Source organism: Phaeobacter gallaeciensis (assembly GCF_001678945.1).
Classification (GTDB): domain Bacteria; phylum Pseudomonadota; class Alphaproteobacteria; order Rhodobacterales; family Rhodobacteraceae; genus Phycobacter; species Phycobacter gallaeciensis_A.
Genome location: NZ_CP015124.1, coordinates 216044 through 238155 on the forward strand (window position 1 = coordinate 216044; position 22112 = coordinate 238155).

General features: G+C 60.0%; 22 protein-coding genes. 10 read left to right on the top strand and 12 right to left on the bottom strand.

From position 1 onward, the window contains the following. Positions 1-358: 358 nt before the first annotated feature. From JL2886_RS01010 to JL2886_RS01025, 4 genes are read left to right on the top strand one after another with little or no spacing between them, the layout of a single operon-like run. Complete coding sequence (locus JL2886_RS01010) at positions 359-1918, top strand: ABC transporter substrate-binding protein (RefSeq protein WP_065270313.1); 1560 nt, start codon at positions 359-361, stop codon at positions 1916-1918. A gap of 50 nt (positions 1919-1968) precedes the next feature. Then, complete coding sequence (locus JL2886_RS01015) at positions 1969-2937, top strand: ABC transporter permease (protein WP_065270314.1); 969 nt, start codon at positions 1969-1971, stop codon at positions 2935-2937. After that, positions 2937-3872 carry an ABC transporter permease gene (locus JL2886_RS01020; protein WP_065270315.1) on the top strand — a complete coding sequence of 312 codons (936 nt, stop codon included), beginning with the start codon at positions 2937-2939 and terminating at the stop codon, positions 3870-3872. The genes JL2886_RS01015 and JL2886_RS01020 overlap by 1 nt, the downstream gene beginning before the upstream one ends. Next, the gene (locus JL2886_RS01025; RefSeq protein WP_065270316.1) at positions 3869-5581 is read left to right on the top strand and encodes a dipeptide ABC transporter ATP-binding protein; all 1713 of its coding nucleotides are present in this window, start codon (positions 3869-3871) and stop codon (positions 5579-5581) included. The genes JL2886_RS01020 and JL2886_RS01025 overlap by 4 nt, the downstream gene beginning before the upstream one ends. 47 nt (positions 5582-5628) lie before the next feature. Here the strand turns inward: JL2886_RS01025 and JL2886_RS01030 are convergent, their stop codons facing one another. The 9 genes from JL2886_RS01030 to JL2886_RS01075 all read right to left on the bottom strand — a co-directional run bounded on the left by JL2886_RS01030 (position 5629) and on the right by JL2886_RS01075 (position 14199). Further along, the gene (locus JL2886_RS01030; protein ID WP_065270317.1) at positions 5629-6849 is read right to left on the bottom strand and encodes a cysteine desulfurase; all 1221 of its coding nucleotides are present in this window, start codon (positions 6847-6849) and stop codon (positions 5629-5631) included. After that, positions 6842-7426: a YIP1 family protein gene (locus JL2886_RS01035; protein ID WP_065270318.1), complete on the bottom strand. Its 585-nt coding sequence runs from the start codon at positions 7424-7426 to the stop codon at positions 6842-6844. The genes JL2886_RS01030 and JL2886_RS01035 overlap by 8 nt, the downstream gene beginning before the upstream one ends. Then, positions 7423-7908 (bottom strand): YIP1 family protein, encoded by a 486-nt coding sequence (locus JL2886_RS01040; RefSeq protein WP_065270319.1) that lies wholly within the window; start codon positions 7906-7908, stop codon positions 7423-7425. Before JL2886_RS01040 ends, JL2886_RS01035 begins: the two co-directional genes overlap by 4 nt. Continuing rightward, positions 7908-9188, bottom strand: a complete 1281-nt coding sequence (locus JL2886_RS01045; RefSeq protein ID WP_065270320.1) for a SufB/SufD family protein — start codon at positions 9186-9188, stop codon at positions 7908-7910. The genes JL2886_RS01040 and JL2886_RS01045 overlap by 1 nt, the downstream gene beginning before the upstream one ends. Beyond that, a complete protein-coding gene (gene sufC, locus JL2886_RS01050) occupies positions 9189-9944 on the bottom strand; it encodes a Fe-S cluster assembly ATPase SufC (protein WP_065270321.1) in 756 nt (251 codons plus the stop codon). Positions 9945-9958: 14 nt separating this feature from the next. Further along, entirely contained in the window at positions 9959-10837 is an 879-nt protein-coding gene (locus tag JL2886_RS01055; protein ID WP_065270322.1) for a polysaccharide pyruvyl transferase family protein, read from the bottom strand. A gap of 253 nt (positions 10838-11090) precedes the next feature. Beyond that, positions 11091-12611: a Fe-S cluster assembly protein SufB gene (sufB, locus tag JL2886_RS01065; protein ID WP_065273461.1), complete on the bottom strand. Its 1521-nt coding sequence runs from the start codon at positions 12609-12611 to the stop codon at positions 11091-11093. 15 nt (positions 12612-12626) lie between these two features. Further along, positions 12627-13670 carry a cysteine desulfurase family protein gene (locus JL2886_RS01070; RefSeq protein ID WP_065270324.1) on the bottom strand — a complete coding sequence of 348 codons (1044 nt, stop codon included), beginning with the start codon at positions 13668-13670 and terminating at the stop codon, positions 12627-12629. A gap of 61 nt (positions 13671-13731) precedes the next feature. Continuing rightward, positions 13732-14199, bottom strand: a complete 468-nt coding sequence (locus JL2886_RS01075) for an Rrf2 family transcriptional regulator (protein ID WP_065270325.1) — start codon at positions 14197-14199, stop codon at positions 13732-13734. Between the two features lie 192 nt (positions 14200-14391). On the opposite strand from JL2886_RS01075, the gene JL2886_RS01080 reads away from it, so the two are divergent. Genes JL2886_RS01080 through JL2886_RS01090 form a run of 3 tightly spaced genes read left to right on the top strand, consistent with a single transcriptional unit; the run spans position 14392 to position 16468 of the window. Then, positions 14392-15045 (top strand): alpha/beta hydrolase, encoded by a 654-nt coding sequence (locus JL2886_RS01080; protein ID WP_065270326.1) that lies wholly within the window; start codon positions 14392-14394, stop codon positions 15043-15045. After that, positions 15045-15302 carry a hypothetical protein gene (locus JL2886_RS01085; protein ID WP_065270327.1) on the top strand — a complete coding sequence of 86 codons (258 nt, stop codon included), beginning with the start codon at positions 15045-15047 and terminating at the stop codon, positions 15300-15302. Before JL2886_RS01080 ends, JL2886_RS01085 begins: the two co-directional genes overlap by 1 nt. Next, complete coding sequence (locus JL2886_RS01090; protein ID WP_197492332.1) at positions 15299-16468, top strand: HD domain-containing protein; 1170 nt, start codon at positions 15299-15301, stop codon at positions 16466-16468. The genes JL2886_RS01085 and JL2886_RS01090 overlap by 4 nt, the downstream gene beginning before the upstream one ends. Positions 16469-16618: 150 nt before the next feature. Here the strand turns inward: JL2886_RS01090 and JL2886_RS01095 are convergent, their stop codons facing one another. Then, positions 16619-18205: a methyl-accepting chemotaxis protein gene (locus tag JL2886_RS01095; RefSeq protein ID WP_065270329.1), complete on the bottom strand. Its 1587-nt coding sequence runs from the start codon at positions 18203-18205 to the stop codon at positions 16619-16621. 19 nt (positions 18206-18224) lie between these two features. Further along, positions 18225-18524, bottom strand: a complete 300-nt coding sequence (locus JL2886_RS01100; RefSeq protein WP_065270330.1) for a hypothetical protein — start codon at positions 18522-18524, stop codon at positions 18225-18227. 249 nt (positions 18525-18773) lie between these two features. Here JL2886_RS01100 and JL2886_RS01105 point away from each other — a divergent pair, with 249 nt between their 5' ends. From JL2886_RS01105 to JL2886_RS01115, 3 genes are all read left to right on the top strand, one after another. Further along, entirely contained in the window at positions 18774-19109 is a 336-nt protein-coding gene (locus tag JL2886_RS01105) for a DMT family transporter (RefSeq protein WP_065273462.1), read from the top strand. A 126-nt stretch (positions 19110-19235) separates the two neighbouring features. Beyond that, a complete protein-coding gene (typA, locus tag JL2886_RS01110) occupies positions 19236-21056 on the top strand; it encodes a translational GTPase TypA (RefSeq protein ID WP_065270331.1) in 1821 nt (606 codons plus the stop codon). Between the two features lie 85 nt (positions 21057-21141). After that, positions 21142-21723 (top strand): VOC family protein, encoded by a 582-nt coding sequence (locus tag JL2886_RS01115; protein ID WP_065270332.1) that lies wholly within the window; start codon positions 21142-21144, stop codon positions 21721-21723. A gap of 100 nt (positions 21724-21823) precedes the next feature. Here the strand turns inward: JL2886_RS01115 and JL2886_RS01120 are convergent, their stop codons facing one another. After that, positions 21824-22111, bottom strand: a complete 288-nt coding sequence (locus tag JL2886_RS01120; protein WP_065270333.1) for a DUF1330 domain-containing protein — start codon at positions 22109-22111, stop codon at positions 21824-21826. Between the last annotated feature and the right edge of the window lies 1 nt (position 22112).

The following is a 22112-nucleotide window of genomic DNA, read 5'->3' on the forward strand; positions in this document are numbered from 1 at the left end:
TTTCCTCCACCTCAGGAGAGGGTGACCAGCCATTTCTGCGGCCACTACCGCGGGACACACCTCCCTGTTTCCGGGCGTCGACCACGCACGCATGCTGCGCCTCAACACCTTGCAACCTCAGCTTAAGTATGGGCAGCATACCTTTGTATTCATTCAATAATAAACTGCTCAATGTTTGGGCTCTCCCGCCTCAACCTCGCCGCGTTGGGCCCAAAACACGCAACAGGCTTGATCGGTGAAGCATTAGCCGCCAACATGATCCGAAATGCATTCCAAAAGGAGAATACCGCTACGTATGACAGTTTGAGCTCACCGCCGGGACAGGTCGGGAGTTCGGTAATGCAACAGGGAGATCAAAATGAAATTCACAAGACTATTTACCGTCTCGCTTCTGGCGATGACGGCGGCAAGCCCCGCGCTGGCCGAGAATGTCCTGCGTTGGACAAGCCAGGGCGACGCTCTGACCATGGACCCCCATTCGCAAAACGAAGGCCCCACAATCGCGATGAACGGGCAGATCTATGAATCGCTCGTTACCCGCGATGCAGACCTTACCCTGCAACCTGAACTCGCCGAAAGCTGGGAAGCCGGGTCCGACGGCTGGACCTTCAAACTGCGCCAGGGCGTCAAATTCCACGATGGTGCCGATTTCACCGCCGAAGACGTAGTCTTCTCCTTTGAACGCGCCAATCACGAAGCCTCCGACTACAAAGAGCAGGCCAAAAACGTAACCTCGGTCGAGGTTATTGACGATTACACCGTCAAACTGATGACCGATGGCCCGAACCCGATCCTGCCGAACCAGCTGACCTCGATCTACATGATGGACAAGGGCTGGTCAGAGGCGAACAACGTCACCGCCCCGCAGGATTTCAAGGCCAAGGAAGAAACCTACGCGGTGCGCAATGCCAATGGCACCGGCCCGTTTTCGCTGGTCAGCCGCGCCCCGGATGAGCTGACAGTACTGGAGCGCAACGCCGCCTGGTGGGGCAATGACATGTTCCCCGGCAATATCGACAAGATCGAATATCGCCCGATTTCCAATGCCGCGACTCGCGTTGCTGCGCTGCTGTCGGGTGAGGTCGACTTCGTGCTGGATCCGCCCTTGCAGGATCTCAAACGTATCGAGGCCGCCGATGGGCTCGGCGTCAAAACCGTGGCCCAGATCCGCTCGATCTTCTTCGGCATGGATCAGGGTGTCGACAAGCTGCGCAGCTCGGATGTGGATGGAAATCCGTTCAAGGACAAGCGGGTACGCGAAGCCTTTAACCTGGCCATCGACAAGGCTGCGATCCAGCGCGTCGTCATGGAAGGCCTGTCCTTCCCGACCGGTATGATCACCCCGCCGGGTGTTCTGGGCAATACGCCGGACAACGACGCTTCCTACGGCTTTGATCCGGAAAAAGCGAAATCCCTGCTAACCGAGGCTGGCTATCCCGATGGCTTCTCGATCCAGCTGGACTGCCCCAACAACCGCTACAACAACGACGAGAAGATCTGTCAGGCGGCGGTGGCGATGCTGGCCAAGATTGGCGTGAAGGTGAACCTAGACGCGATTCCGAAGGCGCAGCACTTTCCCAAGATCCAGAAGCGTGAATCGGATTTCTACATGCTGGGCTGGGGTGTTCCGACGCTCGACAGCCACTATGTCTTCTCCTACCTGCTGGATGGCGAAGGGTCCTGGAACGCGACCGGCTATGACAACGCTCGGGTGAACGAGATCACTGATGCGATCACCACCGAGATCGACATCGACAAGCGCACCGCGCTGATCGATGAGGCCTGGGATTTGGTGAAGGCCGACATTCCCTATGTGCCGATCCACCACCAGGTTCTGGCATGGGGCATCTCGGACAAGGTCGATATCGCGATCGCGGCGGATGATGCCTTCCGCCCCCGTTTCGCGGTCATGAAGTAAATTGAGTCACGGGGCGGGCCTGGCGTCCGCCCCTATGCTCCGGGGGCTCAATGACATTCTTTATCCTCAAACGGCTGGCGCAGTCCTTGCTTGTCATGGCTGTCGTCTCGGCCATCAGTTTTTCCCTGTTCAACTTCGTCGGCGATCCGGTCAACAATATGGTCGGACAGGATGCCACGCGCGAACAGCGGATCGAAATCCGTCAGCAACTGGGGCTCGATGACCCCATCCTGACGCAATACACTCGCTTCATGGGGAATATCCTCAGCGGCGATTTCGGGCTCAGCTACCGGATCAAGCGCCCCGTGGATGAGTTGATCCTGGAGCGGTTACCCGCGACGCTAGAGCTGGTTTTTGTCAGTGCGATCATAGCCTTGGCGGTTGGAATTACACTGGGTGTCTATACCGGTATCCGGCGCAAATCCTGGGTCAGCCGGGTCATCCTGTCGACATCGCTGATCGGGGTCAGCCTGCCAACCTTCATCATTGGCATCGCGCTGATCTATGTCTTTGCCGTGCATCTGCGCTGGCTGCCGTCCTCGGGGCGCAGCGGTACAGTGGACCTTGGCTGGTGGAAGACATCACTGCTGACCAGCGATGGCTGGCGCGCCATCGTCCTGCCCGCGATTACCCTGTCGCTGTTTCAGCTGACGTTGATCCTGCGTCTGGTGCGGGCCGAGATGATGGAGGTCATGCGCACCGATTTCATCAAGTTCGCCCGCGCCCGTGGCCTGTCTGAACGGGCGGTGAACTTTCGTCACGCGCTGCGCAACACGCTGGTTCCGGTGATCACCATCATCGGCCTAAATATCGGCGGGCTGATCGCCTTTTCGGTGATCACCGAGACCGTGTTTCAATGGCCCGGCACTGGCCTGATGTTCATCCAGGCCGTCGATTTCGTCGATGTCCCGATCATGGCCGCTTACCTTGTCTTCGTGGCGTTGCTGTTCGTCCTGATTAATCTGATCGTCGACATTCTATATTTCGTCGTCGATCCACGTATCCGTCTGGGGTCCTGATGAGCCTTCCAACCGATCGCCCGGCCACCCGCTGGGAGCGTTTCAAGGACAATGACATCGTCTGGTCCTTTTTCCATTCACCGGGGGCGGTGATTGCCGCCGTGATCACGGTTCTGATGATCTTGGCCTGCGTTTTTGCCCCTGTTCTCGCGCCATTTGATCCCTTTGATCCGGCGCAAATCTCGCTCTGGGATGGGAAGCTACCCCCCGCCTGGGCCGAAGGCGGGCAACCGCAATACCTGCTGGGCACCGACAACCAAGGCCGCGACATGCTGTCGACGATCCTATACGGTGGGCGCCTGTCGATCATCGTGGGGCTGGCTGCCGTTTGCCTTGGGATGGTGTTGGGCGTCACGCTGGGGGTGATTTCCGGCTACGTCGGCGGCGTCACCGATGCGGTGATCATGCGCATCGCCGATGTGCAGCTGACCATCCCGGGCATTCTGCTGGCGATCCTGATCAATGGCATCGGCCGTGCCGTACTGCCACTGGAGCTGCGCGACGAATTCGCCATCTACGTGGTGATTATCGCCATTGGCCTGACCGACTGGCCGCAATTCGCCCGCGTCGCCCGCGGCGCCACATTGGTCGAGGCGAACAAGGAATACGTTCAGGCGGCGCGCATCATCGGCCTGCCCCGCTGGCTGATCATGATCCGTCACATCTTTCCCAACACCCTGCGCCCGGTTCTGGTGATCGCGACCATTGGTCTTGCCCTCGCCATCATCTCCGAGGCGACCCTGTCCTTCCTTGGACAGGGCATCCCGCCCACCACGCCGTCGCTTGGCACCCTGATCCGGGTTGGCAACGAATACCTATTCTCCGGTCTGTGGTGGATCACCTTCTTTCCCGCAATCGCTCTGGTCGTTCTGGTTTTCGCAGTGAACCTGCTTGGCGACTGGATGCGTGATGCCCTCAATCCGAAACTGAGATGACTGAACTTTTGAAAATCGAAGGGCTCGATGTCGAGTTCCCCACCCGCCGCGGCACGGTCAAGGCGGCGCGCAATGTATCGCTGACCGTGAAGCCGGGGGAAGTTGTCGGTCTGGTCGGGGAATCCGGCGCCGGGAAATCCACCATTGGCAACGCGATCATTGACCTCTTGGAGGCGCCGGGGCGCGTTGCGGGCGGCTCGATCCTGTTTCAGGGCGAAGAGCTGCGTGGGCGCGACGAGGACGAGATGCGCCGGATCCGGGGCGACCGGATCGGGATGATCTTCCAGGACCCGCAAACCTCGCTCAATCCCCTGATGACCATCGGCGCGCAGCTGGTTGAAACGATTGAAAAAACCACGGGATTGAAGGATGCCAAGGCCGAAGCCCGTGCGGTGGAACTGCTGGAACAGGTCGGCATCACCGAGGCCAAGGCACGGCTGCGCGCCTATCCGCACCAGTTCTCGGGCGGCATGCGTCAGCGGGTGGTCATCGCCCTTGCTCTTGCCGGCGATCCCGATCTGATCATCGCGGATGAGCCGACAACCGCGCTTGATGTCTCGATCCAGGCGCAGATCCTTGATCTGCTGAAACGGCTGTGCCGGGAGCGCAATCTGGGCGTCATCATCGTAACGCATGACATTGGTGTCATTGCCAATATCGCCGACCGGGTGGTGGTGATGTACCGCGGCGAAGTCGTGGAAACCGGTGATGTCGCGCAGATCCTTGGCGCCCCCAATCACGAATACACCCGATCCCTGATCGCCGCCGTTCCCCGCGCCGACCGCAAGCTGGAGCGGTTCACCTCGGTCGATTATATCGAGGGCGACACCAAACCCTTTAGCCGGATCGACATTCAGAACCACTGGCTGGGACAGGCTCGCAGTGACCGTCAGGAAAGCGCCGCCGTGGAGGTGCAAAACCTCAACCTGTCGTTCGTGCTACAAAAATCGCTGTTCAAACGGAACCGGCGCATGCTGAGGGCTGTGAATGAGGCGACATTCTCGGTCGCCGAAGGGGAAACCTTTGGCATCGTTGGGGAATCCGGCTCAGGAAAGTCAACCATTGCGCGGCTGATCGCGGGGCTTTATCGCCCGGATTCCGGTGCCATTCGGGTGCTGGGCCAAGATGTCAGTTCGCGTCCCAACAGCGCCCCGGCGCAGCAGGCCCGCCGGGCGCTGCAAATGATATTCCAGGACCCCTATTCCTCGCTCAATGCGCGGATGCGGGTGTTCGATATCGTGGCCGAGCCAATCCGTTATCACCGGATGACCGACAATGAAAAGGAAACCCGCAGGGTGGTTGGCGATCTTCTGGATCATGTCGGGCTGGGCGCCGCCGCCGGGCTGCGCTATCCGCATGAGTTTTCCGGTGGCCAGCGGCAGCGTATATCAATCGCGCGGGCGTTGGCGTCGCGACCACGAATCCTGATCTGTGACGAGCCGACATCGGCACTGGATGTCTCGGTGCAGGCAACAATCCTGAACCTTCTCAAAGACTTGCAAGAGGAACTGGGGCTGACGATGATCTTCATCAGCCACGACCTGCCGGTTATTCGTCAGATGTGCGACAGGATTGCGGTGATGCGGAACGGCCAAATCTGCGAAATCGCGGAGGCAGAAACTCTGTTCGAAGCCCCCGCGCATGAGTATTCGCGTCATTTGCTAGATCTGATGCCCCGCATGGATCTGCTGGGCGGCGCGACGGCATAAGTCGGCTCCGTTCCCGGCCCCGATCAACCGGGGCCGGGAACGATGTTTTATGAGAACAACTCGTGCGCCAGTTCCAGCGCATCGACCAGCGTGTCGACCTCTTCCCTTGTGTTATACATCCCAAAGGAGGCACGGCAGGTCGCCGCCACACCAAGGTGATCCATCAGCGGCGCCGCGCAATGCTGCCCGGCACGGACTGCCACACCTTTCTTGTCGAGAATGGTCGAAATATCATGGGGATGCGCGGCATTGTTCATGGTCAAACTGAAGATCGCCGCTTTGCCCGGTGCCTGCCCCTGAACACTGATCCAGTTGAGACCGTTCAGACGTTCGGAGGCGTAATTGCACAGATCGCGTTCATGGGCGGCGATGTTCTCCATGCCGATACCCATCATGTATTCCAGCGCAACACCCAACCCGATGGTCTGCACGATACCCGGCGTGCCGGCCTCGAACTTCATCGGCGGATCGTTGTAGGTGACCGTATCGCGCGTGACTTCGCGGATCATGTCACCCCCACCAATAAAGGGACGCATTTCCGCCATCCGTTCGGGGCGGATATAGATCGCCCCAGACCCCGACGGTCCATAAAGCTTGTGTCCGGTGATGGCATAGAAATCGCAGCCGATATCCTGCACATCGACTGGCATGTGCACGGCGCCTTGTGAGCCATCGACCAGAACCGGAACACCCTTGGCGTGGGCGCCTTCGGTCACCGCTTTAACATCCACCACGGTGCCCAGCACGTTGGAACATTGAGTGATGGCAACCAGTTTGGTTTTCGGACCGATGGCATCGATCACCGCCTGCGGATCAAGGCTGCCGTCGGGCGCGGTATCCACCCATTTCAGAACGGCGCCTTGCCGTTCGCGCAGGAAATGCCAGGGCACGATATTGGCGTGATGCTCCATCACCGACAGAACGATCTCATCCCCCGGTTCAAACCGCGGCATCGCCCAGCTGTATGCCACCAGATTGATCCCCTCGGTGGTGCCAGAGTTCAGCACGATTGTGTTCTCATCACCTGCGTTCAGGAACCGGGAGATGACACCCCGCACGGATTCATACTTCTCGGTCGCCAAGTTAGACAGGAAGTGCAAGCCTCTGTGAACATTGGCGTATTCTTCCGAGTACGCCCGTGTGATCGCATCGATCACCACCTGCGGCTTTTGCGCCGAGGCGCCGTTGTCCAGATAGGTCAACGGCTTGCCGTTCACCTGCCGGGACAGGATCGGGAAATCGGATCTAATCGTGTTGACGTCATACATAAGCGGGCAGTCCCAGTTTGGCTGGGCCAAGAAGACCCAAAACGAATGTCAGAGTAAAGAGGGCCAGAAGGCTCGCCATCACCAGCACGCCAAAGGCGCGCCACAGGGAATTGAACCTATGCGCCTCGTTCACGAAATGCAGGAGCACGTAAATCAAAAACACGTTAACCAGCAGGCTCAGCAAGGCGCCGATACCGGCCGAGAGCAGCGTCACCACGATCACCACGGCCTGAATGCCAACACGGACCAGTTGCAGCCAGACCATCACCGGAAGAACTTGGGCAAAGCCACCCTGCCCACCGATCAGCCGACCACAAAAGGTCACCGCCACGGAAAAGACCACGAGAAGCCCGGCAGAAAGCCCCACCAGCGCTGTCGGTGACATATTGAGAAACGCCAGTTCCTGCGCCACCGGAAACAACCACAGCATCAGCGCATGGGTCAGCGCATTCAGCACGGCCACCAGCAAGAGACCGGTCCAGACCGCCTCGCCCCGCCACTGCTGGGCAAGAACGATCTCGGCCGCTTTGGCCGGGCTGCGCAGGGTCAGCAGTGCAAGGTTCAACAACGGGGTCATGTGCGGGTCCAATAGGCTTCGATCATGCCGGATAGCCAGAACCACAGCACAACCGCCAGCCAGAGCAATCCAACACTGTTGAGCGCCGGACCAGGTCCGATGAACCCGCCAACCAATCCGTTCAGCAGCAAAAGCGGGCTGGAGGCCAGAAGCGTCCAGAACAGGACCAGACGAGAGCGATAAGCCTCACCCTGCCCGCCCAGCACACGCGCCAGAAGATGCAGCACGAAAGACATGGCATAAAGCGCCAGTGGCGCCATGAAGACCAGTCCCAGAAGTGCGCCGCCCAGCAGCATGTTCAACTCTTGCCCCGTCAGATGCGCCTCACGCGCAAGCCGGGGCATCTGCGCCACGAATGCGATGGCGCAGCCAAACATCACAAAGGCCAGCAACCGGTCTTCGCGGTGGCCCATAGACAGGAGCCGCGCAATTACACGGCGCGGCCCCCGGTATGTGGCGACAATGTCAGTTGTCACAGCCATCAGCGGCGCCGCGACAACCAGCCTTCGAGACGCGCGACGATTGCCTCGGCGATAGTGTCGTCCTCGATTTCGTCGACGGCCTCGGCCAGGAACGCAAGCGTCAACAGGTCGGTCGCATCACCTTCCGGCACCCCACGCGAACGCAGATAGAACAGCGCATCCTCGTCAATCGCGCCAGACGTGGAGCCGTGCGAGCAGGCCACGTCATCGGCGTAGATCTCCAGCTCGGGCTTGGCGAGGAACTGGCTGTCGTCATCCAGCAGCAGCGATTGGCTGATCTGGTAGCCATCGGTTTTCTGCGCGCCTTCCTTGACCAGGATCTTGCCCTGGAACACACCGGTTGCCCCGTTGCGCAGAACCTTCTTGAAGACCTGACGGCTTTCGCAATTCACCGCGTCATGGGTGATGAACACGGTGTCATCGTGATGGAAGTCGCCATCACCGGCGCAGGCGCCCGCGATATGCGCAATCGCATCGTCGCCGGTCAGCTCGATCACCGCCTCATTACGGGTCAGCACGCCGTTCACGGTCAGGGTAAAGGCCTTGAACTGCGATTCCGTGCCGAGCCGCGCAAACAGATGCGTGGCCGCGCGGCGTTCGTGATCACGGCCCTGCGAACGCACCAGATGCAGCTTGCCGGTGTCGGCAATGTCGATCTCCATGCATTTGTTGAACCGTGCCGCCGCCGGACCGTTTTCCAGGATCGTGGCTTCGGCGCCCGCGTCAACAAGAACGACATGGTGCAGGATTGCATCCGAACCGGTCTCGGTGTGGCGATAGACCATGTTGATCGGCTTGGAAGGGGTGCCGGTCACGTGGATTGCCAGACCATCCTGGGCAAAGGCCGTATTCAGCGCCGCAAGCGGGCGAGCAACCGGGGATTGGCCGCGTGCCTCAAGAACACCGTACAAGTCCTTGGCCCAGTGTATATCTTTTCCACAGATATCGGCGATCCGGTCGATTTGAACGCCTTCGAGCGACAGATCATCCGAGGCCTCGGCGTCAAAGACGCCATCGACAAAGACCACCTTCAGGCTGTCGAATTCATCGAACATCGGCGGCTCGCCCGCGTCAAAGACGGCGGCAGGCGTCACCTCGGCCGAGGTCAGCGTCTCGGGCCGGGTGTATTTCCAGTACTCATCGCGGCGACCGGGCAGACCCAGCGTTTGCACGCGGGACAGCGCAGCGCGGCGTGCCGGTTCCAGGCAGCCGCCCTCGGGCAGCGTCAGCGCGGCGAGCCGCGCGTCCGTAGCTGTTTGTTTTACATCGGGAAGCGCCATTTACGCCACCTCTGCCAGGATGTCGGCATAACCGTTGTTTTCCACCTCAAGCGCCAGCTCGGGGCCGCCGGTTTTGATGATGCGGCCATTGGCCATGATGTGCACCACATCCGGTTTGATGTGATCCAGCAGGCGCTGGTAGTGGGTGATCACCAGGAAGCCACGGCCTTCGTCACGCAGCGCGTTGACGCCATCAGCCACCAGCTTCATCGCATCGACGTCGAGCCCGGAGTCAGTTTCATCGAGAATGCACATCTTGGGGCCCAGCATCGCCATCTGCAGGATCTCGTTGCGCTTCTTCTCACCGCCGGAGAAACCGACGTTGACCGGACGTTTCAGCATGTCGGCGTCGATCTTCAGATCCTTGGCCTTGGCGCGGACTTCTTTCAGGAAATCAGCCGCGGAGAGTTCGTCCTCGCCGCGCGCTTTGCGCTGCGCGTTCACGGCGGTGCGCAGGAAGGTCATGTTGCCGACGCCGGGAATTTCGACCGGATACTGGAACGCCAGGAACAGGCCAGCTGCCGCGCGCTCTTCCGGCTCCAGATCCAGCAGATCTTCACCTTCCAGCGTCGCCGTGCCGCCCGTTACCTCATAGCCGTCCTTGCCGGACAGAACATAGGACAGGGTCGATTTACCCGACCCGTTCGGTCCCATGATCGCGTGTACCTTGCCAGCCTCGACCGTCAGGTCCACACCTTTGAGGATCTGCTTATCCTCTTCTTCAAGTTTGACTTGCAGGTTTTTGATTTCCAGCATGATTTCCTCGTTTCTTATCCTGAATGCACGGCCGTGGCCGCGCCTGTATTCGTTTTCTTTGTCGGATCCACCGCCAGAGCCTGGTGGCTCCGCAACGCGGCGGGAAATGTGTCATAAAGCGCGGCCTGAGCCGCAGCGATGCCATCGGCATGGGGCAGCGACCCGTCGTCGTGGTGCAGGCCCCGCGCAAGACCGGGAATATCTTCCCATGCCTCTGGCGCGATCATCGCCCGCCCAACCGAGGCAGCGTAGTCGTGGTATTTCAGATATCCCTGATCACCGGGCCAAACCCATGTGGAGGGCACGCCATAGGAGTCCGCCGTGATCAGCCCATGCAGCGACGACGCAAAGACATGGCGGCAGGCGCCGATCTGTTGGCACACCACCTCGGGCGCCCTGCGGGGATCGATCAGATCGAAGGCAGGATCAGAGGCCGCAACGGCCCGGACCATCGGATCGTCGATCTGGCTGTGATGCGGTACCAATCCGATACGGTCGCCCCGCGTCGGCTTGTCGCCAAGCGCATCCGCGATCAATAGCCCCGGATCCCCGAACCGGTTTGCCTGCAATCCCAGCAAGGCCGCTGTTACCGGACCGCGCAGCAGGGCTACCTGAACATTTTCAAGGAACCCATTGGGAATATAATGCAAAACACCGCTCCCCCAGATCCACGGTACGTTGTCTTTCGGTGTGGATTTATCCGAAAAATTCCGGCGCACGATCTGCAGGATCGACCCCACCGCAAACAGATCCGCCTCCGCCGGACGGCTGTGCTGTACCGCACGCCCGGAGACATAGGCCGTCACGATCCGCGACAGGGCATCACCGAAGTTCGGCGTGCCTTTCCACCAGAACAGCCGCAACGGCCCGTTATGCAGGCTTACGGAAGTCATTTCAAACCATCCCGCGAAGCTTGCCGACGGCGGGACAGCCAGAAGCCAATGCACCAGAATCCCACTGCGCCGACCGCACCGACTGCATAAACGCCAAGCCCATCCGTGATCCAGCCACCCACAACGGCGCCCGTGCAAAACCCGGCCAGCAGCACCGCTGCGCTGCCGGTTCCCTGCCGGTGGAGACGGTGGTGATCCCACGCGCCCCGGGCCGGTTTGGAGAGGTTTTGATCAGGCGTCCGCCGCATCGGTATCAGCCCACCGAACCTTCAAGGCTGATCGCAACCAGCTGCTGTGCTTCCATGGCGAATTCCATCGGCAGGGCCTGCAGCACGTCCTTGCAGAAGCCATTCACCACCAGGGCGACCGCCTCTTCTTCGTCCATGCCACGCTGGCGGCAGTAGAACAGTTGTTCATCGTCCACCTTGGATGTGGTCGCCTCATGCTCCACCCGCGAGGAGTTGTTCTTTACTTCGATGTAGGGAACCGTGTGGGCGCCGCATTTGTCGCCGATCAGCAAGCTGTCACACTGGGTGTAGTTGCGGCTTTCCTTGGCTTTAGGGTGCATGGACACCAGCCCACGATAGGTGTTCTGCGCCTTGCCGGCCGAAATCCCCTTGGACACGATGCGCGATTTTGTGCGCTTACCCAGGTGCACCATCTTGGTGCCGGTGTCGGCCTGCTGCATGTTGTTGGCGATGGCGATCGAGTAGAACTCACCTTGGCTATCGTCGCCGCGCAGGATGCAGGACGGGTATTTCCAGGTCACGGCAGAGCCGGTTTCCACCTGGGTCCACATCACCTTGGCTCGGTCACCGCGGCAATCGGCGCGTTTGGTGACAAAGTTGTAGATGCCGCCCTTGCCGTTTTCGTCACCGGGATACCAGTTCTGAACGGTGGAGTATTTCACCTCGGCGTCTTCTTCGATGATGATCTCGACCACGGCTGCGTGCAGCTGGGCCACGTCACGCTGCGGCGCGGTGCAGCCTTCGAGGTAAGAAACGTAAGAACCCTTGTCCGCGATGATCAGAGTCCGCTCGAACTGGCCGGTGTTTTCCGCGTTGATGCGGAAATAGGTGGAGAGCTCCATCGGGCAGCGCACGCCCGGCGGCACGTAAACAAAGGAGCCATCCGAGAACACGGCCGAGTTCAGCGTGGCGTAGAAGTTGTCGGACACCGGCACGACCGAGCCGAGGTATTTCTTCACCAACTCGGGGTGGTTCTTGATCGCTTCGGAGATCGAACAGAAGATGACACCTGCCTCTTCAAGCTCCTTCTGGAAGGTGGTGCCGACGGAAACGGAGTCGAACACCGCGTCCACAGCGACCTTGCGGCCTTCGGCAGGCGCATCCTCAGCGCCTTCGACGCCTGCCAGAATCATCTGTTCTTTCAGGGGGATACCAAGCTTTTCGTAGGTAGCAAGAAGCTTGGGGTCGACCTCATCCAGTGACTTCGGCTTCACTTCCATCGATTTCGGACGGGCGTAGTAATACTGATCCTGGAAATCGATTTCCGGGTAGCTGACCATCGCCCAGTCCGGCTCATCCATCTGCTTCCAGCGTTCAAAGGCGGACAGACGCCATTCGGTCATCCATTCCGGTTCTTCGTTCTTTTCAGAGATCAGGCGCACGATATCGGGGTTCACGCCCTTGGGGGCGTATTCCATCTCGATATCGGTCTCCCAGCCGTATTTATACGTGCTGACCTCGGCCACCGCATCCACGGTTTCCTGGTCTACACCTTCCTTGACTTGCGTCTGGTCCAAAGCGGCCATGATCATCTCCTGCACTCACGCCGCGCGGGCGCGATGTTTCTTTTGTTTCTTCAGCCACGCTTCGGCAAAGCGCAGCACATCTTCTTCTGTTGTCTCCAGCCCGAGCGAAACCCGAACGGCACCCTGGGCGGTTATCTCATCGTATCCCATCGCAGTCAGAACCGCGCTTGCCCGGACCTTGCCGCTGGAGCAGGCACTGCCCGCGCTAATGGCGAAACCGGCGAGGTCCATTTGCATGACCTGCGTTTCGCCTTTCCAGCCCGGGGTGGCGAAACAAGTGGTGTTGGGCAGGCGGGGCGACTCTTTCCCGACAAAAATAGTTTCCGGGGCGTCGACCGCAAGGGCATTTTCTAGAATATTTCTAAGTTCGGCGACGCGATCCCAGCACCCATCGGCCAGATCCCGGGCCGCCGCCGTGGCAGCAGCCGCAAAACCGGCGATGCCGATCACGTTCTCGGTGCCCGAGCGACGGCCCATTTCCTGCCCGCCGCCCTTGATCTGCGCCGCCAGATCGGTGCCGCGCTTCAGCACCAGCGCACCGCAGCCCTTGGGGCCGCCCAGTTTATGCGCCGAAATCAGCGCCATCTGGGCGCCCAGCCAGTTAAAGGCCACCGGTAGCTTGCCAAAGGCCTGAGTGGCATCCGTCACCGCAAGCCCCTGCGGCAGGTTCTGCACCACGCCGGTTTCCGAATTGGCCAACTGCAACGTCGAGCCAGCCGGGTCGGACACCTCGACGATACCCTGCTGGGACACGGAAAGATCCTCGTTAGTCCAGGCCCTTACAGCATCGTGTTCAACCGGGGCGCCGTGCAGACCCCGCCCAGACAAAGCCAGCGCTGCGCTCTCGGTGGCGCTGGAGGTAAAGACAATATCGGCCCCGTCTGCGCCAAAGGCCTCCGCGATCTGCGCGCGGCTGCGTTCGATCAGGGATTTTGCCGCACGCCCTTCGGCATGCACTGACGACGGGTTGCCGCACAGGTCCATCGCCGCAATCATCGCATCGCGCGCCTCTGCCCGCACGGGCGTGGTGGCATTGTGATCCAGATAAACGCGTTTCATAGACTCATGTTTTCCAATCTGAGGGCACTTGGACCGTCCCTGCCTCTAGCGGGAACCGGGGTCAATCGGCCTCGGCGTCGACCACCGCAAAAAGGTTCGGAACCGCCGGGCACGGCGCCAGCTCGTTTTCGATGACATCCGACAGGCGCGTCTGGTGCAGGAACACATAGACCTGCGCGCTAAGACTTTGCCACAGACGGTTGGTCAGCGACTGCGCCCGCGATCCAGAGGCCGCGCCGGAGGCACCTGCCCCCTTGTGCATCGCATCAACGGTTTCATCGACAGCCGACAGCACATCCACCACCCGGATTTCCGACGCCGGTTTCGCCAGACGATAGCCGCCGCCCGGCCCACGCACCGAAGCCACCAGATCGGCCCGGCGGAGTTTCACAAACAGCTGCTCCAGATAGGGCAGCGAAATATCCTGACGTTTGGAGATATCGCCAAGCACGACAAGGGTGCCTTCCGGTTGAAGGGCAATATCAGCAAGGGCAACCATGGCATAGCGCCCCTTGGTGGATAGTTTCATCGTCCAGACACTCCAAACAGCCGCGTAAATGCCGAAAACATTGACCTTAACCGCATCAACGCATATCTGATCTTGACAGCGCAGGTCCAAGACCCCCGCAGCAATTAGAACAGTTCTAAGGTGCCTTACCGAATTCGTCAAGTTTCCCGGTCCGGCATTCAAGGAAATACCAAGAGTAGGAACGTACTGCCCATGCCTGAGGTCATTTTCCCCGGACCCGAAGGCCGCCTGGAAGGCCGCTATCACCCCCAAAAAGAAAAAGACGCACCGATCGCGATCATCCTGCATCCGCACCCTCAGTTTGGCGGCACGATGAACAACAAGGTTGTCTATAACCTGCACTATGCCTTCTACAACATGGGCTTCACCGTGCTGCGCTTCAATTTCCGGGGTGTTGGCCGGTCGCAGGGTGAATACGACCAAGGCGTCGGTGAGTTGTCCGATGCGGCGTCGGCGCTGGATTACCTGCAGTCGATGAACAACAACTCCAAGCATTGCTGGGTTGCCGGCTTCTCCTTTGGCGCCTGGATCGGCATGCAGCTGCTGATGCGCCGCCCCGAGATCACTGGCTTCATATCGGTAGCCCCGCCTGCCAATATGTATGACTTCTCCTTCCTGGCGCCCTGCCCGTCCTCGGGTCTGATCATCAACGGCACCGCCGACCGCGTGGCGCCGCCCGCAGACACGGTGAACCTGGTGAACAAGCTGCACGAGCAGAAAGGTATCACCATTACCCATACCGAGGTCGAAGGCGCGGATCACTTCTTCCAGGATCAGCACATGGACACGTTGATGACCAACGTGAACGACTACGTCAAACGCCGCCTGACAGAGAACACGCGCTGATGAGCACGATCGAGACGCTGGCCCAAAAGCTGGCCATCGATACGCTGAAGATACAGGACGCCATCGGCCAGGACCGGCTTTATGTCGAAGTCGGACAGGTTCTGGGCGCGGCGTCCCAATCTCTGGAAGAGGCATTTCTGACCGAGATCCGCGTGCGCCTCGCCGAGCGCAAAGCCCGGGATTTTCTGAACCAGAAAATCGCAGCCCTGCAGGCCGAAGCTGAAGCGCAACTGAACAAGGCGGACGGCGCGTCGTGACGATGCGCCTCCAACGACAGTTCGACTTTCTCCTCGAAGCAGAAAAACTGCGCCGGATCGAACGGCAAAACCTCATTCTGGACGGGTCGCGCGCGGAAAACTCCGCCGAACACAGCTGGCACCTGGCACTTTATGCGCTGGCGCTCGCCCCGTTGGCAGACCCGGATGTGAACATCGACCGAGTCATCCGGATGCTGTTGCTGCATGATCTGGTGGAAATCGACGCGGGCGATCATCCGATCACCGATGACGTCGACTGGGAGGCTGTGGCGGTTTCTGAGCTGGCAGCGGCCCAGCGACTGTTTGGCTTGCTGCCAGAGGATCAAGGCGGAGAGTTGTTCGACCTTTGGCGCGAATTTGAGGCAGGCGAAAGTCTTGATGCCCGGTTCGCCAAGCATCTGGACCATTGTCAGCCGATCTTTCAGACCCTGTACTGCGCGGATGCGCCGGAGTTCCATTTTGATGTGGTCCGGGAAAACCTGTCCACCGGACGCGCCGCAGCGCTGGAGACGCAATTCCCCGAGGCCTACCATCACGCGATGAACCTTTTGGGTCAGGGCAGCGTAGCGAGTTGCGCGACACTGACCCAGAGGCTTGAATTTCTCAACCAGGCCGACGCGCTGAAACTGGTTCTGCGCGCCTCCAAACTCGGAGATGGATCGCGCCGGGAAAACTCTGCCGAACACAGCTGGCATATCATGCTCTATGGCTGGATCCTGGCCGAGCACAGTGCCCACTACGTGGATGTGGGCCGCATCGTGCAGATGCTGTTGCTGCATGATCTTGTGGAAATCGACGCCGGGGACACTCCAATACACGGCACCCAGGACCCTGCGGCGCTGGCCGCGCTTGAGGCCAAGGAAGCCGCTGCCGCAGAGCGCCTGTTCCACCTTCTGCCGCATCCGCAAGGCAGCACCTTTCACGGGCTCTGGACCGAGTTTGAAGCCGCTGAGAGTCCGGATGCCATCTACGCCAAATCCATCGACCGGGTTCAGCCGATCTTTCTGAACCTCTTAAACGGTGGCGGCAGCTGGGTGGAATACGATGTCAGCCTCAGCCAGCTGGAAGAGCGCGTCGGGGTAAAAGTGGCCAGGGGGGCGCCAGAGGTCTGGACCCATGTGCGCGCTCAGTTATTGCCCTGGTTTGAAGCCGCCGGCCGGGTCTAAACACCTCCCCTCCGGACGGACCCCACAGGCATAATCAGACCAAACGGAAACGGGGACAGTGACCACCACCGCCCCCGTTTCAATTCATTTACTTAAATCCGCCCGGCCAATGCGATGGACGGAATACCCAGATTGCTGGGCAGGGTTGCGTCAGCTCACCAGACGCAGTCCCCCTGCTCCACCCATACCTGACTGCTGATCATCAAGCTCAAAACGCGACAGCGTCCCGGCCAGCTCACGCGCCTTGCTGTCCATGCTCATGCTCATGGCGGTCATTTCCTCAACCATGGCGGCATTAGTTTGGGTCGCCCCGTCCAGCGTGCTAAGCGCCGAAGCCATTTCGGACAGGGCCGAAGCCTGATCGGTTGATGTGCCGGAGATTGCCTCGATCAGCTTATTGGTTTCGGAAACCCGCGCGACGATATCCTGAAGGGCGTCGCCAGCCTTGTTGACCAGTTCCGATCCTTCCTTGACCTGCTTGGCGCTGGTTCCAATCAGCGACTTCACCTCGTTTGCAGCATCGGCGGTGCGCTGCGCCAGTGCCCGGACTTCGGCCGCCACAACAGCGAAGCCTCGGCCACTTTCTCCGGCGCGGGCGGCCTCGACGCCCGCATTCAACGCCAAAAGGTTGGTCTGGAAGGAAATATCCTCGATCACGTTGATGATCGTCGAAATCTCGTTGGAGGACTGTTCGATGTTTCCCATGGCATCCACGGCTGCCGACATCAGATCGCCGTTTTCCACCGCACCGCGATAGGCCGTGCGTGCATTCTCGGCGGCCTTGCCGGAATCAGCCGCGCTTTTCTTCACTGACTCACTCAGCTCCTGAAGGGCCGCCGTGGTTTCGGTCAGGGTTGCCGCCTGCGACTCCGTCCGGGCCGACAGGCTTTGCACCGCCTCAGAAACGGAATGCGCATCGTTGCGGAAATCGCCGGAGATCGTCATTGCGGTGCCAATGCCCGAGTTCAGGCTTTCCGCCAGTTCATTGAAGGCGTCGCGCATGGATTCGTACTCATGCGGGAAATCACCGGTGATACGACCGCTGAGGTTTCCCGCCGCCATAGTTTTCAGGCTCTCGTCGAAAATCATCACAACGTTTTCTGAATCCCGCTTGCTACGCAGGGCTTCCTCTTCTGCCTCCTCGGCCTTGGCTGCCTCTTCCTGCAGCGCCTGTTGCTGCTCTTCGAGCGCCCTACGGGCCGCCTGACGCTGATAGATGCTCATCAGCAGAATACCGGCCTCCAGCAGCAGGATCACGGCGTGCATCACCGTGCGTTCGATGCTGGCAAGGACCGAGCCGCCCGGGAACACCAAGGAGGGCAGCATCAGGCTGAAGGCAAGGTGATGAACCGCCACAAGCACGGTGGCAAAGATTACCGCGCCGGGACTGTAAAGGGTCGACACCACGGCGAGCGAGGCGAAGAACAGCATATGACTGTCGATCTGCCAAGCATGACCGGTAAAGGAGGTCGTGAACAGGATGCTGTGACCGATATAGCAGAAGGCGATGACATAATCGCGAAAACTATCGGAGAATCCTTTTGACAGCCAGGTCAACAGGCCCAACGCACCGCTCAAGCTGGCCATCAGCCACCACGGCACCGCGCCATCAACGAAATAGGCCACCAGGGCCGGAGCAGGCAGCAGGACCAGAGTGGCCAGACGCTGAAACTGTTTGTCAGATGAGTTTGTGACGGTGGACATATCCAGCCCATCGCCTTGTGTAACCTTGCCCATACTCGAGCAGCCCCTTTACTCACTCTGCGCAGATCTGGGCGATCACCGTTCCATCGACCACAAACCAAGCGCCGTTCTCTTTTAACCGTCTGGCGTCCGCCAGATCCTCAAGCACTGTTAGCGCACCAAACGGCGCACGTTCTGGGGAAATCTCCTGCAAACCGGATCCGGCGATCACGTCGGGTGCATCCGGCCCCCATGGCGCCGACACCACAAGGATCGGCGTGCCCGGGCTCAGGTTTTTGTTCGAAGCCAGAACCAGCAACGGCGACAATGCAACAACGATACAAGCCGCCATACCGGCCAGAAAATGCTTCATCAGATTTCCTTCCGAACTTCTCTCTATCCAAAACTCGTTGCCATTTGGTTAGAAAATTGAAAGCTGTTTTAACGATCCTCCACAATCGCGCGCCCCGTAGAAACGGGCTTTTCCCGCAGCCCTTCAGATAAATTTGGCAAGGCCAGGATCCGGAATTTTCGCGCGGCACGGTTTTCGGGGCTGTTCCAACGCAGCGGCTTGCGATACCCGGAAGACACCACATCTCTCCTGGAAACTTCGGAGGCCGCGATGCCCGTTCACTACATCTACCTGATCGTCGCCGTTGCCGCCGAAACCATTGGCACCACCGCCCTGCAGGCCAGCCAGCAGTTCAGCCGCCTGATGCCCTCCCTGATCGTTCTGGTCGCCTACGGGTTTTCCTTCTACATGCTGGGCCTGACCCTAAAGGTGATGCCGGTGGGGATCGTCTATGCCATCTGGTCCGGGCTCGGCATCGTGTTGATCGCGGTGATCGGTCTTGTGGTCTTTGGCCAGAAACTGGACCTTCCGGCCGTGCTCGGCATGGCGATGATCTTGGCGGGAATCCTTGTCATTCATCTGTTTTCAGGGTCTTCTGGCCACTGACACAGGCGCCCCGGCGCCCAAATCGCTGCGTCGCAGCGGCCTTTGCGCCGTGTTTGCGGATTTTCTCTGGCCTTCGGGCCGGTATCGGGCTATGCGCGGCGCAACTTCCTTACAAAGGCTGACGTCATGGACCTGCGCAACATTGCGATCATTGCACACGTGGACCACGGGAAAACCACCCTGGTTGACGAGCTGCTGAAACAATCCGGCGCCTTTCGCGAAAACCAGGCTGTGGCGGAACGCGCCATGGACAGCAACGATCTGGAGCGCGAGCGGGGCATTACCATTTTTGCCAAACCGACTTCGGTCGAATGGAAAGGCACACGGATCAACATCGTCGACACCCCCGGTCACGCCGACTTCGGCGGTGAGGTCGAGCGGATCCTGTCCATGGTGGATGGTGTTGTGCTGCTGGTCGATGCCGCCGAAGGCCCGATGCCGCAGACCAAGTTTGTGACCTCCAAGGCGCTTGCGCTTGGCCTGCGTCCGATCGTAGTGCTGAACAAGGTGGACAAGCCCGACGCCGAGCCGGACCGCGCACTGGACGAATGTTTCGATCTCTTCGCCTCGCTTGACGCGAATGAAGACCAGCTCGACTTCCCGCATATGTACGCCTCGGGCCGCAATGGCTGGGCCGATGCAGAGCTGGATGGTCCCCGCAAGGACCTGCACGCGCTGTTCAACCTGATCGTCAACCACGTGCCCGAGCCTGCACAGATCAAGCGTCAGGATGAAGATTTCCGCATGCTGGCCACCACGCTGGGCAGCGACCCCTTTGTGGGCCGCCTTCTGACAGGCCGTGTCGAATCCGGCACTCTGAAAGTTGGGGCCACCGTTCAGGCGCTGACCCGCATGGGCCAGAAGATCGAACAGTTCCGCGTGACCCGTATCCAGGCCTTCCGCGGTCTGGCTCAACAGGACATCGAAGAAGCCCAGGCGGGCGACATCGTCTCCATCGCCGGCATGGCCAAGGCGACCGTGGCCGATACAATCTGCGCCCTGGCCGTGGACGAACCCCTGGATGCCCAGCCCATCGACCCACCCACCATCACCGTGACCTTCGGCATCAACGACAGCCCGCTGGCGGGTCGCGATGGCAAGAAGGTCCAATCGCGCGTTATCCGTGACCGCCTGATGAAAGAGGCCGAATCCAACGTCGCGATCAAGATCGCTGACACCCCCGGCGGCGAGGCTTTCGAAGTTTCGGGCCGCGGCGAACTGCAGATGGGCGTTCTGATCGAAAACATGCGCCGTGAAGGGTTCGAACTGTCGATCTCCCGCCCGCAGGTGATCATGCGCGAAGAGAACGGCGTCAAGATGGAGCCCGTCGAAGAGGCTACCATCGACGTTGATGACGAATACTCCGGCGCGGTGATCGAAAAACTGACCGGCGCCCGCAAGGGTGAGCTCGTCGAGATGAAGCCCGCAGGCGCTGGCAAGACACGGATTATCGCTCATGTGCCTTCGCGTGGTCTGATCGGCTATCACGGTGAATTCCTCACCGACACCCGCGGCACCGGTGTTCTGAACCGCGTATTCCACGGCTGGACCCCGCACAAAGGCCCCATTCCCGGCCGTCGTGCAGGTGTGCTGATCTCGATGGAGAACGGCCAGTCCGTTGCCTACGCCCTGTGGAACCTCGAAGAGCGCGGCAAGATGATGATCGGCGCCCAGGCCGACGTCTATACTGGCATGATCATCGGCGAACACTCCCGTGACAACGATCTGGAAGTGAACCCGCTGAAAGGCAAGAAACTGACCAACGTGCGCGCCTCTGGCACGGATGAGGCAGTGCGCCTTACCACCCCGATGACGCTGTCGCTGGAAGAGGCAATTGCCTATATCAATGACGACGAGCTGGTCGAAGTCACGCCAAACAACGTACGCCTGCGCAAGCGCTATCTGGATCCGCATGAACGCAAGCGGATGGCCAAGTCTAACGGCTGATCACATTTACGAGGCCGCCCCCCGGGGCGGCCTTTTTCTATGCCACATTCATGATAGGGTCCGCCAAAATTACAGGAGGACCCGAATGCAGAAAATTCAGGTACAGGGCGTCCATCACATCACGCTGACCGGCGCCGACAGGCAGACATCGATCGATTTCTGGGAAGGCCTCTTGGGCATGCCCTTCGTCTTTGATCAGCCCAATCTGGACAATCCGGACGAAGGCCACCTCTATTTCGACCCCGGTGATGGGCGGCTGATTACCGTCTTCACCAATGAAACCCGCACGCCCGACCGCCGCCGCACCCCAACGGAACCCGGCTGCGTGCATCACATCGCGTTCAACGTCAGCAGGGCCATGTTCTCGCAAGTTGAAAAACGGCTGAAGGACCGCGGCATCGGCCACTCCGGCGCGAAGGACCGCGGCTTCATGGATTCGATCTACTTCAAGGATCCGCTGGGGCTGATGATCGAGCTGGCTTGCTACAGGTTTGAACCGCCCACCGGCTGCACCCATGCGGATGTAATGATCGAAGCCCACAAGATCCGCGTCGCCCGCGGAGATTACAACATTCAGGAAGAGCACCTGGCCGATGCGATCGAGCTTCTGGTGACCTGCCATACCTCCAGCCTGACGGACGATAGACGACCCCGCGATCCCTATTGATTGCTGGTGGCATCCCGGCAAAAGAAAAGGAGCGCAGGATGACCTGCGCTCCTTTTTTGTCTCACCCTGCCCTTTTCGGGCAGGTCGCGGAAAACCGCAATTATTCAGAGGTTTCCACCACCATCAGTTCACGCTCAGAGGCGTCGCGCGCGTGGCTCAGCGCCTCCTGGTATTCGGGGCTGTTGTAGCAGTCGACGGCGGCCTCGACGCTAGGGAATTTCGCCACCACGTTCCGCGGGCGTTCCTTGCCTTCCAGCTGTACGAACTTGCCGCCGCGGGCGATGAAGCTGCCGCCGTGTTTCGCAATCGCCGGGCCGGCCAGCTCAGCGTATTTGCCATAGGCCTCCGCATCGGTGACCGTGACGTGAGCAATCCAGAGTGCGCCCATG